The sequence below is a fragment of the Mycobacterium sp. IDUB_3 genome, assembly GCF_055419585.1.
Genome location: NZ_JBVAXZ010000001.1, coordinates 1,659,616 through 1,675,010, shown reverse-complemented (window position 1 = coordinate 1,675,010; position 15,395 = coordinate 1,659,616). Strand labels below are relative to the sequence as shown.

The 15,395-nt window shown below is 64.6% G+C and carries 11 protein-coding genes, 2 rRNA genes and 1 pseudogene; 8 read left to right on the top strand and 6 right to left on the bottom strand.

Annotation, left to right across the window (positions count from 1 at the left end):
- Nucleotides 1-216: 216 nt before the first annotated feature.
- Together ACZYVJ_RS07250 and rrf are read left to right on the top strand one after the other, a co-directional pair.
- Nucleotides 217-3,326, top strand: a 23S ribosomal RNA gene (locus ACZYVJ_RS07250).
- An 80-nt stretch (nucleotides 3,327-3,406) separates the two neighbouring features.
- Nucleotides 3,407-3,519, top strand: a 5S ribosomal RNA gene (gene rrf, locus ACZYVJ_RS07245).
- Between the two features lie 46 nt (nucleotides 3,520-3,565).
- On the opposite strand, the gene ACZYVJ_RS07240 is transcribed toward rrf, so the two are convergent.
- Both ACZYVJ_RS07240 and ACZYVJ_RS07235 read right to left on the bottom strand, forming a co-directional pair.
- On the bottom strand, nucleotides 3,566-4,057 hold the full coding sequence (locus ACZYVJ_RS07240; protein ID WP_463830389.1) for a methylated-DNA--[protein]-cysteine S-methyltransferase: 492 nt from the start codon (nucleotides 4,055-4,057) through the stop codon (nucleotides 3,566-3,568).
- Nucleotides 4,054-5,541: an AlkA N-terminal domain-containing protein gene (locus ACZYVJ_RS07235; protein ID WP_463830388.1), complete on the bottom strand. Its 1,488-nt coding sequence runs from the start codon at nucleotides 5,539-5,541 to the stop codon at nucleotides 4,054-4,056. Before ACZYVJ_RS07235 ends, ACZYVJ_RS07240 begins: the two co-directional genes overlap by 4 nt.
- A 226-nt stretch (nucleotides 5,542-5,767) precedes the next feature.
- Here ACZYVJ_RS07235 and ACZYVJ_RS07230 point away from each other — a divergent pair, with 226 nt between their 5' ends.
- Nucleotides 5,768-6,841 (top strand): GGDEF domain-containing protein, encoded by a 1,074-nt coding sequence (locus ACZYVJ_RS07230; protein WP_463830387.1) that lies wholly within the window; start codon nucleotides 5,768-5,770, stop codon nucleotides 6,839-6,841.
- Between the two features lie 57 nt (nucleotides 6,842-6,898).
- Nucleotides 6,899-7,210 (top strand): annotated as a pseudogene (locus ACZYVJ_RS07225) (MFS transporter); the annotation flags it as partial.
- A gap of 24 nt (nucleotides 7,211-7,234) precedes the next feature.
- Here the strand turns inward: ACZYVJ_RS07225 and ACZYVJ_RS07220 are convergent.
- Both ACZYVJ_RS07220 and ACZYVJ_RS07215 read right to left on the bottom strand, forming a co-directional pair.
- Nucleotides 7,235-7,609 (bottom strand): hypothetical protein, encoded by a 375-nt coding sequence (locus tag ACZYVJ_RS07220; protein WP_463830386.1) that lies wholly within the window; start codon nucleotides 7,607-7,609, stop codon nucleotides 7,235-7,237.
- Between the two features lie 63 nt (nucleotides 7,610-7,672).
- Nucleotides 7,673-9,292, bottom strand: coding sequence for an adenylate/guanylate cyclase domain-containing protein (locus ACZYVJ_RS07215; protein ID WP_463830385.1), 1,620 nt, complete (start codon nucleotides 9,290-9,292; stop codon nucleotides 7,673-7,675).
- A gap of 45 nt (nucleotides 9,293-9,337) precedes the next feature.
- Here ACZYVJ_RS07215 and nucS point away from each other — a divergent pair, with 45 nt between their 5' ends.
- Nucleotides 9,338-10,009, top strand: a complete 672-nt coding sequence (gene nucS / locus ACZYVJ_RS07210; protein WP_463830384.1) for an endonuclease NucS — start codon at nucleotides 9,338-9,340, stop codon at nucleotides 10,007-10,009.
- A gap of 23 nt (nucleotides 10,010-10,032) precedes the next feature.
- A complete protein-coding gene (locus ACZYVJ_RS07205; protein WP_463830383.1) occupies nucleotides 10,033-10,341 on the top strand; it encodes a hypothetical protein in 309 nt (102 codons plus the stop codon).
- A gap of 11 nt (nucleotides 10,342-10,352) precedes the next feature.
- Here ACZYVJ_RS07205 and mce read toward each other — a convergent pair whose 3' ends face one another.
- Nucleotides 10,353-10,820, bottom strand: a complete 468-nt coding sequence (mce, locus tag ACZYVJ_RS07200) for a methylmalonyl-CoA epimerase (RefSeq protein WP_463830382.1) — start codon at nucleotides 10,818-10,820, stop codon at nucleotides 10,353-10,355.
- 78 nt (nucleotides 10,821-10,898) lie between these two features.
- On the opposite strand from mce, the gene ACZYVJ_RS07195 reads away from it, so the two are divergent.
- The gene (locus ACZYVJ_RS07195) at nucleotides 10,899-12,080 is read left to right on the top strand and encodes an acetyl-CoA C-acetyltransferase (protein WP_463830381.1); all 1,182 of its coding nucleotides are present in this window, start codon (nucleotides 10,899-10,901) and stop codon (nucleotides 12,078-12,080) included.
- Nucleotides 12,081-12,259: 179 nt separating this feature from the next.
- Nucleotides 12,260-13,174, top strand: a complete 915-nt coding sequence (locus ACZYVJ_RS07190) for a co-chaperone YbbN (protein ID WP_463830380.1) — start codon at nucleotides 12,260-12,262, stop codon at nucleotides 13,172-13,174.
- Between the two features lie 7 nt (nucleotides 13,175-13,181).
- Here the strand turns inward: ACZYVJ_RS07190 and glgB are convergent, their stop codons facing one another.
- Nucleotides 13,182-15,377 carry a 1,4-alpha-glucan branching protein GlgB gene (gene glgB / locus ACZYVJ_RS07185; RefSeq protein ID WP_463830379.1) on the bottom strand — a complete coding sequence of 732 codons (2,196 nt, stop codon included), beginning with the start codon at nucleotides 15,375-15,377 and terminating at the stop codon, nucleotides 13,182-13,184.
- Between the last annotated feature and the right edge of the window lie 18 nt (nucleotides 15,378-15,395).

Here is a 15,395-nt window from a genome sequence, read left to right as displayed (position 1 = left end):
GACGAAAACCGGGTGCACAACAGCAAAATGATTGCCAGACACACTATTGGGCCCTGAGACAACACTCGGTCGAACCGTGTGGAGTCCCTCCATCTTGGTGGTGGGGTGTGGTGTTTGAGTATTGGATAGTGGTTGCGAGCATCTAGATGAACGCGTGGTCCTTCGTGGCCGGCGTGTTCATCGAAATGTGTAATTTCTTCTTTGGTTTTTGTGTGTAAGTAAGTGTTTAAGGGCGCATGGTGGATGCCTTGGCATCGAGAGCCGATGAAGGACGTGGGAGGCTGCGATATGCCTCGGGGAGCTGTCAACCGAGCATTGATCCGAGGATTTCCGAATGGGGAAACCCAGCACGAGTGATGTCGTGTTACCCGTATCTGAATATATAGGGTGCGGGAGGTAACGCGGGGAAGTGAAACATCTCAGTACCCGTAGGAGAAGAAAACAATTGTGATTCCGTCAGTAGTGGCGAGCGAACGCGGAACAGGCTAAACCGCACGCATGTATAACCGGGTAGGGGTTGTGTGCGCGGTGTTGTGGGATTGATATGTCTCAGCTCTACCTGGCTGAGGGGTAGTCAGAAAGTGTCGTGGTTAGCAGAAATGGCCTGGGATGGCCTGCCGTAGACGGTGAGAGCCCGGTACGCGAAAACCCGTCACCTACCTTGTATCAACTCCCGAGTAGCAGCGGGCCCGTGGAATCTGCTGTGAATCTGCCGGGACCACCCGGTAAGCCTAAATACTTCTCGATGACCGATAGCGGATTAGTACCGTGAGGGAATGGTGAAAAGTACCCCGGGAGGGGAGTGAAATAGTACCTGAAACCGTGTGCCTACAATCCGTCAAAGCCTCTTCGTGGGGTGATGGCGTGCCTTTTGAAGAATGAGCCTGCGAGTCAGGGACACGTCGCGAGGTTAACCCGTGCGGGGTAGCCGCAGCGAAAGCGAGTCTGAATAGGGCGCATCCCCTTTGGGGTGTAGTGGCGTGTTCTGGACCCGAAGCGGAGTGATCTACCCATGGCCAGGGTGAAGCGCGGGTAAGACCGCGTGGAGGCCCGAACCCACTTAGGTTGAAGACTGAGGGGATGAGCTGTGGGTAGGGGTGAAAGGCCAATCAAACTCCGTGATAGCTGGTTCTCCCCGAAATGCATTTAGGTGCAGCGTTGCGTGGTTCACCACGGAGGTAGAGCTACTGGATGGCCGATGGGCCCTACTAGGTTACTGACGTCAGCCAAACTCCGAATGCCGTGGTGTAAAGCGTGGCAGTGAGACGGCGGGGGATAAGCTCCGTACGTCGAGAGGGAAACAGCCCAGATCGCCGGCTAAGGCCCCTAAGCGTGTGCTAAGTGGAAAAGGATGTGTAGTCGCAGAGACAACCAGGAGGTTGGCTTAGAAGCAGCCACCCTTGAAAGAGTGCGTAATAGCTCACTGGTCAAGTGATTATGCGCCGATAATGTAGCGGGGCTCAAGCACACCGCCGAAGCCGCGGCACATCCACCGTACGGTGGATGTGGGTAGGGGAGCGTCCCTCATTCAGCGAAGCCTCCGGGTAACCGGTGGTGGAGGATGGGGGAGTGAGAATGCAGGCATGAGTAGCGATAAGGCAAGTGAGAACCTTGCCCGCCGTAAGACCAAGGGTTCCTGGGCCAGGCCAGTCCGCCCAGGGTGAGTCGGGACCTAAGGCGAGGCCGACAGGCGTAGTCGATGGACAACGGGTTGATATTCCCGTACCCGTGTATAGGCGTCCCTGATGAATCAGCGGTACTAACCACCCAAAACCGGATCGACCATTCCCCTTCGGGGGCATGGAGTTTCGGGGCTGCGTGGGAACTTCGCTGGTAGTAGTCAAGCGATGGGGTGACGCAGGAAGGTAGCCGTACCAGTCAGTGGTAATACTGGGGCAAGCCTGTAGGGAGAGCGATAGGCAAATCCGTCGCTCATTAATCCCGAGAGGTGATGCATAGCCGATTGAGGCGAATTCGGTGATCCTCTGCTGCCAAGAAAAGCCTCTAGCGAGCACATACACGGCCCGTACCCCAAACCAACACAGGTGGTCAGGTAGAGAATACCAAGGCGTACGAGATAACTATGGTTAAGGAACTCGGCAAAATGCCCCCGTAACTTCGGGAGAAGGGGGGCCGGAATACCGTGAACACCCTTGCGGTGGGAGCGGGATTCGGCCGCAGAAACCAGTGGGTAGCGACTGTTTACTAAAAACACAGGTCCGTGCGAAGTCGCAAGACGATGTATACGGACTGACGCCTGCCCGGTGCTGGAAGGTTAAGAGGACCCGTTAACCGTAAGGTGAAGCGGAGAATTTAAGCCCCAGTAAACGGCGGTGGTAACTATAACCATCCTAAGGTAGCGAAATTCCTTGTCGGGTAAGTTCCGACCTGCACGAATGGCGTAACGACTTCCCAACTGTCTCAACCATAGACTCGGCGAAATTGCACTACGAGTAAAGATGCTCGTTACGCGCGGCAGGACGAAAAGACCCCGGGACCTTCACTACAACTTGGTATTGGTGTTCGGTACGGTTTGTGTAGGATAGGTGGGAGACTGTGAAATACAGACGCCAGTTTGTATGGAGTCGTTGTTGAAATACCACTCTGATCGTATTGGACACCTAACGTCGAACCCTTATCGGGTTCACGGACAGTGCCTGGCGGGTAGTTTAACTGGGGCGGTTGCCTCCTAAAATGTAACGGAGGCGCCCAAAGGTTCCCTCAACCTGGACGGCAATCAGGTGTTGAGTGTAAGTGCACAAGGGAGCTTGACTGCGAGACTTACAAGTCAAGCAGGGACGAAAGTCGGGACTAGTGATCCGGCACCTCTGAGTGGAAGGGGTGTCGCTCAACGGATAAAAGGTACCCCGGGGATAACAGGCTGATCTTCCCCAAGAGTCCATATCGACGGGATGGTTTGGCACCTCGATGTCGGCTCGTCGCATCCTGGGGCTGGAGCAGGTCCCAAGGGTTGGGCTGTTCGCCCATTAAAGCGGCACGCGAGCTGGGTTTAGAACGTCGTGAGACAGTTCGGTCTCTATCCGCCGCGCGCGTCAGAAACTTGAGGAAACCTGTCCCTAGTACGAGAGGACCGGGACGGACGAACCTCTGGTATACCAGTTGTCCCACCAGGGGCACGGCTGGATAGCCACGTTCGGACAGGATAACCGCTGAAAGCATCTAAGCGGGAAACCTTCTCCAAGATCAGGTTTCTCACCCTTTTAGAGGGATAAGGCCCCCCGCAGACTACGGGTTCGATAGGCCAGACCTGGAAGCCCAGTAATGGGTGCAGGGAACTGGCACTAACCGGCCGAAAACTTACCAACACACAATCGCAACCACAATCCAATTCACGGCAGTAATGTCGCGAATGCCACACCCCCCACCAAACAAATTTAAATAGAGTTACGGCGGCCACAGCGACAGGGAAACGCCCGGTCCCATTCCGAACCCGGAAGCTAAGCCTGTCAGCGCCGATGATACTGCCCATACGGGTGGAAAAGTAGGACACCGCCGAACATACACAAAAACACCCCCGGCAACGGGGGTGTTTTTGCATTCGCAATTAATCGAATAGTGTCAGATTCTCCCGTTGCTTTTCCAATTCGAGCAATGTGCGCTTTCGGCCGAGCCCACCGCCGAAGCCGGTGAGACTTCCGTTGGCGCCGATGACGCGATGGCAGGGAACGACGATGGCGATCGGGTTGTGGCCGTTGGCCAGCCCGACGGCGCGGGCGGCGCCCGGTGCCGCGATCTGCGCGGCGATTTCACCGTACGAGCGGGTTTCGCCATACGGAATGCTCAGCAGCGCCCGCCATACTCGGCGCTGAAATTCGGTGCCTCGCAGGTCGAGCTCGACATCGAAATGCGTCAGCTCGCCGGCAAAATACGCGCCGAGTTGTTCGACGGCCTCGCCGAACGCCCGCGGGTTCGGTGACCAGCCGGTGCGGCTCGGTTCGTAGGTCTGGTCGACCATTCGGAGATTCGTCAGCACCGAGCCGTGGCCGGCCAGGGTCAGCAGCCCGATCGGGCTGTCGATGGTGCGGTATTCGGTCATGCGACCTCCTGCGGCGGCCATTGGTTTACCGGATGCTCGAGGGTGGTCCAAAGGTATTGGGTGGCATACGAACGCCAGGGTCGCCACTGAGCACTGCGCGCGATCAGGGAGCGCTCGTCGGACGGCATGCCCAGCTGGTCGGCGGCCAGGCGCAGGCCCAGATCGCTCGCGGGAAACGCGTCGGGATCACCGAGGCCGCGCATCGCGATCACCTCCGCGGTCCAGGGGCCCACGCCGGGCAACGCGAGCATATGCGCTCGGGCACTTTCCCAGTCGCAGCCGGGACTCAGCACGACACTGCCGTTGGCGAGGCCGGCGACCAGAGCGCTTAGCGTCCGTTGCCGGGACTTGGGCACCGCCAAGTGGATGGGGTCGATATCCGCGAGCTGCTCGACGGACGGAAAGGTGTGCGTCAACGTGCCCTCGGGATCGTTGATCGGCTGCCCGTAGGCCGCGACCAGGCGGCCCGCGTGGGTGCTCGCCGCCTTGGTGGACACCTGCTGGCCCAGCACCGCGCGCACCGCGAGTTCGGCTTCGTCGACGGTACGGGGAATCCGCTGTCCCGGCGCCTTGGCCACGACGGCGCAGAACTCGGCGTCCCCACCCAGTGCCTCGTCCACCGCTTCCGGGTCGGCATCGAGGTCCAGCAGTCGACGGCAGCGCGCGATAGCCGTTGTCAGGTCGCGGAAGTCGTCGAGCACGAGGACGCACCGCACGTGATCGATGGCGGGGGTCAGGCTGACGATCGCGTTGCCGAACGGGAGGCGCAGACTGCGCCGATACGCGCCGTCGCGGACCTCCTCGCAACCGGGCACCGTGCCCGCTGCCAAGTGACCGAACACACCGGCATAGGCGAACGGCGTGCGCACCGGGAGCCGAAGGCACACGGTGCCAGGCGAATTCGGGGCCGAGGTGGAACGTGTCGCCGCGCGTTGGCGCAGAGCGCTCGGAGTGTTCTCGAAGACCGAGCGAACGGTGTCGTTGAACTGGCGAATGCTGGAAAAGCCGGCGGCGAATGCGACGTCGCCGAATGGCAGCTCCGTGGTCTCGATCAACACCCGGGCGGTCTGTGCCCGTTGCGCGCGGGCCAGCGCGAGTGGGCCTGCGCCAACCTCGGCCTGCAACAGCCGCTCCAGCTGCCGGGTCGTGTAACCGAGGCGAGCGGCCAGGCCACCGACACCTTCACGGTCCACGGTTCCGTCGGCGATCAGGCGCATCGTTCGCGCCACGACGTCGCCGCGCACGTTCCATTCCGGGGACCCCGGGGACGCGTCGGGGCGGCACCGCTTACAGGCTCTGAAGCCGGCACGTTGAGCGGCCGCGGCGGTCGGGTAAAACCGCACGTTACGGGCGAACGGCGGCCGCACCGGGCAGCTGGGCCGGCAGTAGATGCCAGTGGTCAGCACCGCGGTGACGAACCAGCCGTCGAATCGCGCGTCCTTGGACTGGACGGCGCGGTAGCAGCGTTCGAAGTCGTCGTGCACGGTTCCAGACTTACACCCGCCCGCCGACAAAACTGGCGGAAAAGCGACATCGTCGTGGGACGGGCCGGAGGCGACGGAATGGGGCCGTAGGGCGGCTCGCCATCCGGCGCCCTTTTCTGGTTGATTCGAGATTTTTAGCGCGCCCGATGGTATTTACTGTGATCCGGCTCACTGACTCTGGAAATGTGACTCGACGGGGTGAGCGAGTTCGGGGAAAGGCGAATGGATGACGTGGCTGTCGACTTGGTGGCGCCAAGACGACCATTTCGATTGGCTGACAGGCTATTTGCAGGCCCACGGGCTCAGCACCCCCACCCGCAGGGTTCTGGCAGTGGTGGCGGCCTCCCTGGTGCTGGTGCCGGTCAACGTGTTGTACGGGCCCGCCCCGATGTATCCGCGTGTGGCGCTGACGGTTTCGGTCGTCGCCGCCATCCTGGGGCTGGGCATGACGGCGCTGTGGTTGAGCGGGTGGCCCACCCGGCGCCAGTCCGTCTTCTACATCATGACCGGTGCCGTGTCCATCGGCAGCGGTTGCCTGTGGCAACCCCAGCCGCTCATCGGGTTGATGGCATGTTCGGCGATGGCGGTGACGGGCGGCTACATCGCGTTCTTCCACACGGCCAGGCTCATGGTGCTGAACTTCCTGATGGCCAGCGCGATCGCGGCCTGGCAGGCGGTGCGTCTGGCCGCTACCGGACAGGCGGTGCTGGCGTTCACCGGTTACTTCCTGGTGCTGGAACTCAACGTGGTCGTTCCGCTCGCCATCCAGGTCGTGGTACGGGCGCTGTGGCTCGACCTGCTGCGCGCCAACCGCGACCCGCTGACCGGGCTGCTGAACCGCAGGGCCTGCGACCGGGCGATCGTGGGCCGGATGCTCGCCGGCGCCCATCACATGCACCTGGCGGTGGCCATGGTCGACCTTGACCGCTTCAAAGAACTCAACGACACCCGCGGGCACGCCGCCGGCGACGAAGCGCTGATCGCGGTGGCCGGCACCCTGACCACCGCGTCCGGCGAGACCTCCATCGTCGGTCGTGTCGGCGGGGAAGAATTTTTGGTCGCCGACATCGTGACGAGCGAACAGTTGCCATCCTGGGGGCGACAGCTCTGCGAAGCCGTGGCCACGGTGGACGCGGCCGTGACCGCCAGCGTCGGAATCGCCACCCTGGCGCTGGGCGGCGTCGTCTCGGATTATGCCGAGCACTCGTTTCACCAGTTGGTCGCCCACGCCGACACCGCGATGTACGAAGCGAAGCGGTGTGGGGGTAATCAGACCCGCCACCACCAGATCGCCGTCTGAGCCGATACCGGCAGCCCGGGCACGGTCGAATCCGCGTTACCGCTGCGCCGGAGGGGTTCCCTCGTCATCGGCGTGGGCGTGTTCACCGGCGGATTCTTCGCCGCGCACACCGCCGCCAGTGGCTGGGTGGGCGCCGTCGCGCACCGGGACCGCGCCGAGGCGTCCGCGCTCTCCCTGTTCAGTTACTACCTGGGCGGGTCGGTGGCCGGCGCGCTGGGCGGTCTCGTCTATGCCGGTGGCGGCTGGGCGGCGACGGCGTGGTTCGTCGGCGGGCTGCTGGTGGCCGGCTCGCTGCTCGTGGCGCTATTGGTGCGGGAGAACGGATCCCGCGCCAACAGCCTCGCCGGATCGATGGCCACCGCTCAGTGACCAACCCGCTGCACTAGCCCGGAATCAGCCGGGAGGCGTGCCGACGCACACGCCGCCGGCGCACGCGCCCGCGCCGCCCGGTCCCGCGGACGCCCCGGCGCCCGGCACACCCGCGCTGGCCCCACCGGGCCCCGCGCCGGCACCCGAACCGCCCGGCCCGGCGGTGGTGGCGCCCCCCGGTCCGACGCCGGGTCCACCGCCACCCGGGCCGCCGGTCCCCGGTGCCGACGGAGCCGTGGTCGTGACGCTCGCCGGCGTCGTGACGGTGGTGGTGACGGTCGAGGTGCTGGGGCTCTTGCTGTTGTTGCTCGAGCACCCCGCGGACAACGAACTCAGGGCAATCGCCGCGGCGATGCCCGCGGCGACCGAAACACGGCGGGCAGTTCCACTACCGGTCATGTCAAAGCCAATCTCTGAGGGGTCAAGTTCCTTGTCGCTGTACCCATTTCGACTCGACACCAATCACGGGGTCAGCGAGTCGACCGGCGACGCCAGCCGGGTGGGACGCTCATGCCCGCGCAGGGTCACGGTATCGCCCAAAGACCAACGCGCCCGCTCGTTTTCACCTGCACGCTCGATGGCGTCGGCCGTCGCGAGCAGCCGGCTCGAGTGCGACTTGGCCAACTCGCACAGCCGGGCCGCCTCGTTGACCGGTTCACCGATCACGGTGTATTCGAAGCGTTCCCTGGCGCCGATGTTTCCGGCGACGGCTTGACCGGCCGCCACGCCGATGCCGGCCGAGAGCTCGGACATCTCGTTGTCCAGTCGCTCGGTAATGCAGCGGGCGGCGGCCAGCGCCTCGTCCTCCGGAGAATCGAGACGGTTCGGTGCGCCGAAGATGGCCAGGGACGCATCGCCTTCGAACTTGTTGACCAGTCCGTGATGTCGATCCACTTCCTCGACGACGATGGCGAAAAACCGGTTGAGCACACTGACGACTTCGGCCGGGGGTCTGTTGGTCACCAACTGCGTGGACCCGACGATGTCGATGAAGACGACGGCCACATGGCGTTCCTCGCCGCCCAGCTTCGGCATCTCGCGTTCGGCGGCCAGCGCCACCTCGCGGCCGACATGGCGGCCGAAAAGATCCCGCACCCGTTCGCGCTCCCGCAGCCCGTTGACCATCGCGTTGAAACCGCGCTGCAGCTCGCCGAGTTCGGTGCCGTCGAACACGACCAGTTCGCCGCGCAAGTCGCCCCTCTCGACCCGCTGAAGCGCCGCCCGCACCACGCGCACCGGCGTCGCCGTCAGCCAGGCCAGGATCCACATCAGGGTGCAGCCGAAAATCAGCGCGGCCGACGACACGATCAGCACACCAACCGCGAACTGGGTCTCGGTGAGATTTTTCAGCCATATCTCGAACAGCGTCAGGAGTGCGATGCCGATGATGGGCACCCCGGAACCGAGAAACCACACAATCATGGTCCGGCCCATGATTCCCGCCGCCAGTCGCCGTGGCGGCGGCCCCGCCTCGAGCGCCTGGGCCGCCACCGGACGCAATGACAACTCGGCGAGCAGATAACTGCCGGTGGCCACCAGGACGCCGCAGAAGCTCACCCCGACCAGGAAACGCGGGATGAACATCGTGTTGACCAGGCCGTAGAGGACCGTATACAACAATGCGCCGGTTCCCCACAAGACGAGGTCGACCAGCGCGATCCGCCACGGGGCGATGAACGTGTTGCGTTCATCTTCGGGAGTCGGAGTGCGCTCCTCGATCGCCCAGCGCAACGCCAGGACCGTCCTGCGGGTGATCCAAACGGTGCCCACCGTCAGCGCCAGGACGATGTAGGCCGGTGAGACCCCGAAGGTTAGCCACGCCGGTGCGTCGTCGAAGATGCTCGGTACCGGGATGGCGACTATGACCAGGATCAGCCCCGCGCCGATTCCGAGCAGGTTCGCTCCCAGGACCAGAACCGTCATGATGATCTGGATGCGTATCCGGCGCCGGCCCTGGCTTTCCGACACCCGCCCGAGCAGCAGGGAGCCGTACGCAGGCGTCTCGGGCAGGCGGCCGCTCTGACGGGTGATGCGCTCGAGCACCCGGCCGATTCGTTGTGCCATGGACTTGTTGGCCGACATGGTGGCGTCAGCCTATGTCGTCGGGCACGCTCTAAGGTGAGTCGGGTGCGTCTAGTGATCGCTCAATGCACCGTGGATTATGTCGGCAGGCTCACCGCGCATCTGCCATCCGCCCGCAGGTTGCTGCTCTTCAAGGCCGATGGATCGGTCAGCGTCCACGCGGACGACCGCGCCTACAAACCGCTGAACTGGATGAGCCCGCCGTGCTGGCTGACGGAGGAGGCCGGTGACGAGGCCCCGGTGTGGGTCGTCGAGAACAAGGCCGGCGAACAACTGCGCATCACGGTCGAGGAGATCCAACACGACTCCAGCCACGAGCTCGGCGTCGACCCCGGGCTGGTCAAGGACGGCGTCGAGGCGCACCTGCAGGCGCTGCTCGCCGAGCACGTACAGCTGCTGGGCCAGGGGTACACCCTGGTTCGCCGCGAGTACATGACCGCCATCGGGCCCGTCGATCTGCTCTGCCGCGACGAACTCGGCGGCTCGGTGGCGGTGGAGATCAAGCGACGCGGCGAGATCGACGGGGTCGAGCAGCTCACCCGGTACCTCGAGTTGCTCAATCGCGACACCGTGCTCGCGCCGGTAAAAGGCGTGTTCGCCGCTCAGCAGATCAAACCGCAGGCCCGCACACTGGCCACCGATCGCGGTATCCGTTGTCTGACATTGGATTACGACAAGATGCGCGGAATGGACAACGACGAATACCGGCTGTTCTGAGGGGTCGCCCCTAAACTGATCGCATGGCTCGGCGCCGTACTCCGCCACGCCGGCAGCGGCCGTTGGTGCCGCCGCCGGCGCTGCGCCGGGTGGAACTCGGGCCCGACGGTCACGAGTACGAAGTCCGTCCCATCCCCGCAGCGCGCGCGGTCAAGACCTATCGGTGCCCCGGTTGCGATCACGAAATACGCTCCGGCTCAGCACATCTGGTGGTGTGGCCGATCGATTCGACGCTCGCGAGAGGCCCCGGTCAGGTCGAGGACCGTCGGCATTGGCACGCGCCGTGCTGGGCGCACCGAGCTACGCGCGGTCCAACCAGGAAGTGGTCGTGAATATCGGCGTCTCAGGCGGCCGGTTCGACGAGTTCGATCAGAACTCCGCCGCCGTCCTTGGGGTGGATGAAGTTGATGCGGGAGTTTGCCGTGCCGCGACGGGGTGCGTCGTAGATCAGGCGCACACCCTGCTCGCGGAGCTGCTCGACCAAGGTGTCGAGGTCACTCACCCGAACGGCCATCTGCTGAATGCCCGGACCGCGCTTGTCGATGAACTTCGCGATCGTCGAGGACTCGTCGATCGGGGCCATCAACTGGATCTGTGCGGTGCCCGCCGGGGCGCCGCGCACAGCCAGCATGGCTTCGCGGATTCCCTGCTCCTCGTTGACTTCCTCGTGCACCAGGATCATGCCGAGGGTGTCGTGGTACCAGGCGATGGCGGCGTCCAGGTCGGCGACTGCGATGCCGACGTGATCGATCGCCGTCACCAGTGAGGTGGCCAGGATCTGACGGGCGTCAACTTGATCGGTCGTCATCACATAACGGTAACCTGGCGGCAAAGATTGCGCTTCCCCGGGAGGCCGAACCGGCCGTCGGCGCAGGGTTAGGAGATTGTCATGACGACGTCGGTGATCGTTGCTGGAGCACGGACCCCGATCGGCAAGTTGATGGGTTCGCTGAAGGATTTTTCCGCCAGCGATCTGGGGGCCATCGCGATCGCGGGCGCGCTGGAAAAGGCCAATGTGCCGGCCACCGCGGTCGACTACGTGATCATGGGCCAGGTGCTGACCGCCGGGGCCGGCCAGATGCCGGCGCGCCAGGCGGCCGTCGCGGCCGGCATCGGCTGGGACGTTCCGGCGCTGACGATCAACAAGATGTGTCTGTCCGGCATCGACTCCATCGCGCTGGCTGACCAGCTCATTCGCGCCGGGGAGTTCGACGTGGTGGTGGCCGGCGGCCAGGAGTCCATGACCAAGGCGCCGCACTTGCTGATGGGCAGCCGCTCGGGCTACAAGTACGGCGACGTGACGGTGCTGGACCACATGGCCTACGACGGCCTGCACGACGTTTTCACCGACCAGCCGATGGGCGCGCTCACCGAGCAGCGCAACGACGTTGACAAATTCACCCGGGCCGAGCAGGACGAGTTCGCTGCGCGGTCCCACCAGAAGGCGGCCGCGGCCTGGAAGGACGGCGTCTTCACCGACGAAGTGGTGCCGGTCAACATCCCGCAGCGCAAAGGCGATCCGCTGCAGTTCACCGAGGACGAGGGCATCCGGGCCAACACCACCGCCGAGTCGCTGGCCGGCCTCAAGCCGGCATTCCGCCGCGACGGCACCATCACCGCGGGTTCGGCCTCGCAGATCTCCGACGGCGCGGCCGCGGTCGTGGTGATGAGCAAGGCCAAGGCCCAGGAAATGGGGCTGAGCTGGCTGGCCGAGATCGGGGCGCACGGAGTGGTGGCTGGGCCGGATTCCACCTTGCAGTCGCAGCCGGCGAACGCGATCAAGAAGGCGATCGGCCGTGAGGGCATCTCCGTCGACCAGCTCGACGTCATCGAGATCAACGAGGCGTTTTCCGCGGTGGCGCTGGCGTCGACCCGGGAACTGGGCGTGAATCCCGACCTCGTTAACGTCAACGGTGGCGCGATCGCCGTCGGCCACCCCATCGGCATGTCGGGGGCGCGGATCACGCTGCATGCCGCCCTGGAGTTGTCGCGGCGCGGCTCCGGATACGCCGTGGCGGCGCTGTGCGGGGCCGGCGGGCAGGGCGACGCCCTGATTCTGCGCGCGGGATAGCCGAAGTTCGGGCCGTCGCCGACGTTGCTGGCGCGACGCGCCGATGACGAATTGTGATCTTCGTCATATTTGCCGATCACGACCCTGTTCGGCGACCTTTTTCGCCCTGTGGTGCCGCCGTCTGAGTGCCGTCTCGACCGGGTGGATGGGTAACCCATCCGCATGACAAACTTGACGGCGTGACACGTCCGCGACCTTCTGTCGGCCCCGCCCTGGCTGGTGCGGTCGATCTCTCCGCTCTCAAGCAGCGGCCCCAGCCCGCTGGACCTCCCGGAGCGCCCGCACAGCCGGCGGCCGAGGGTGACGCCGGAATCATCGCGGTCACCGAGGCCAACTTCGAGGCTGAGGTGCTGCTGCGGTCCGAAGAAGTGCCCGTCGTCGTGCTGCTGTGGTCACCGCGCAGCGACGCGTGTGTCCAACTGCTCGACACATTCGCCGGCCTGGAGGCCCAGGACAACGGTAAGTGGTCGTTGACGACGGTCAACGTCGATGTCGCGCCCAGGGTCGCGCAGATCTTCGGTGTCGACGCGGTCCCGACCGTGGTGGCGCTGGCCGCCGGTCAGCCCATATCGAGTTTCCAGGGAATGCAGCCGGCCGAGCAGCTGCGTGGCTGGTTGGATCAAATCCTCTCGGCCACCGCCGGGAAGCTCAGGGGCGCAACGGGTTCCGGCGAGCCCGAGGAGGTCGACCCCGAGCTGGCAGCGGCCCGCCAACAGCTGGAAGACGGCGACTTCGAGGCGGCCAAGGCGTCGTACCAGTCGATCCTGGACGCCAACCCGGCCAACGCCGAAGCCAAGGGCGCGATTCGCCAAATCGAATTCCTCACGCGCGCAACCGCGCAACGCCCGGATGCCGTCGCTGTCGCCGACGCCGCCCCCGGTGACATCCAAGTCGCCCTGGCGGCGGCCGACGTGCAGATCCTCAATCAGGATGTCGGTCCCGCCTTCGATCGCCTGATTGCCTTGGTGCGCAGCACATCCGGGGATGACCGCACCCTGGTGCGCACCCGGCTGGTCGAGCTCTTCGAACTCTTCGACCCGGCCGATCCCGAGGTTGTCGCCGGACGGCGCAACCTCGCCAACGCGCTGTACTGACCCGGCGTTACTCGGGCTCGAGCCACAGCGCCGACGTAGGCGGCAGCACCAACAGCCCCGAGGCCGGCCGACCGTGCCATGGGTCCTCGGTGGCGTCCACGCCGCCCATATTGCCGATCCCCGAACCGTTGTACGCAGTCGCGTCGGTGTTGAGCACCTCACGCCAGCGGCCGGCCGACGGCAGACCCAGCCGGTACCCGCCGTGCTCGGCGCCGGCGAAGTTGAACACGCATGCCATCACCGAGCCATCCTTGCCGTAGCGCAGGAAGCTCAACACGTTGTTGCCCGAGTCGTTGGCGTCGATCCAGGAGTAGCCGTCGGGCACGGTATCCTGGCTCCACAACGCCGGGTGACTGCGGTAGATGTCGTTGATGTCGCGGACCAGGCGCAGGATCCCGTTTGAGAACCCTTGCTCGTCGAGCTGCCACCAATCCAGGCCGCGCTCCTCGGACCACTCGGCGCGCTGCCCGAATTCCTGTCCCATGAACAGCAATTGCTTGCCAGGGTGCGCCCACTGGTAGGCGAGCAGGCTGCGCAGCCCGGCGGCCTTGACGTGGTTGTTGCCCGGCATCCGGCCCCATAGCGTGCCCTTGCCGTGGACTACCTCGTCGTGGCTGATCGGCAGCACGTAGTTCTCGCTGAACGCGTAGAGCATCGAAAACGTCATCTCGTGGTGGTGGTAACTGCGGTGGATCGGATCGCGGCTGATGTAGTCGAGGGTGTCGTGCATCCAGCCCATGTTCCACTTCATCGAAAAGCCGAGGCCGCCAAGGTTGGTCGGCCGGGTCACCCCGGGCCACGAGGTTGACTCTTCGGCGATGGTGACGATGCCCGGTGCGCTCTTGTGCACCGTCGCGTTCATCTCCTGCAGGAACTGCACGGCCTCCAGGTTCTCCCGGCCGCCGTAGATGTTGGGGGTCCAGCCACCCTCGGGGCGCGAGTAATCCAGGTAGAGCATCGAGGCGACCGCGTCCACGCGCAGGCCGTCGATGTGGAACTCTTCGAGCCAGAACAGCGCGTTGGCTACCAGGAAGTTCCGCACCTCGCGGCGACCGAAGTCGAAAACATAGGTACCCCAGTCGAGTTGCTCACCGCGCTGAGGGTCGGAATGCTCGTAGAGCGGCGTGCCGTCGAAGCGCGCCAGCGCCCAGGCATCCTTGGGGAAGTGCGCCGGCACCCAGTCCACCAGCACGCCGATGCCGGCCTGGTGCAAGGCGTCGACCAGTGCCCGGAATTCGTCCGGTGTGCCGAATCGGGACGTCGGCGCGTAGTACGACGTCACCTGGTAGCCCCACGATCCGGCGAAGGGGTGTTCGGCGACCGGCAGCAACTCGACGTGGGTGAAACCGTGCTCCACCACGTAATCGGTGAGCTCACGGGCTAATTGCCGATAGTTGAGTCCGGGACGCCAGGAACCCAGGTGGACCTCGTAGGTGCTCATCGGCTCGAACACCGGGTTGCGCTGCGCGCGCTCGGTCATCCAGTCGGCGTCTTCCCAGGTGTATTCGCTGCGGGTGACCCGGGAGGCGGTGTGCGGCGGCACCTCGGTGGCGAACGCCATCGGGTCGGCCCGGTCGGTCACGACGCCATCGGCGCCGTGCACGCGGAACTTGTACAGCCCCTCGAGGGGGAACCCGGGCCAGAACAGCTCCCAGACGCCTGATGACCCCAGTACCCGCATCGGGGCCTCATTGCCGGTCCAGCCGTTGAACTCACCGATCAGGTTGACGCCCTTGGCGTTGGGCGCCCACACCGCAAACGACACCCCGGTGACGACGCCGTCGGCGGTGGTGAACGAGCGCGGATGTGCGCCAAGGACTTCCCAGAGCCGCTCGTGGCGTCCCTCCCCGAACAGGTGCAGGTCCACCTCACCCAATGTCGGCAGGAAGCGGTATGCGTCGGCGACGACGTACGGTTCGGCACCCTCGTACGTGATCCGTAGCCGGTAGTCGATCAGGTTGACGAACGGCAACACCACGGCGAAGAGGCCGGATTCGATGTGCTGCATCGGAAATCGGTCGTCACCCACCAGCGCGACGACCTCGACCGCATGCGGCCGGTATGCCCGAATGACGGTGTGATCGTCGTATTCGTGGGCGCCCAGAATGCTGTGCGGGTTGTGGTGGGTGCCAGCGACCAGGCGCGACAAGTCGGCCGGATCGGGCGCCAAGTGTGTCCGAGCGAGTTGGTCGGCTTGGCTCATGTCCCTTTCACCTCCGGT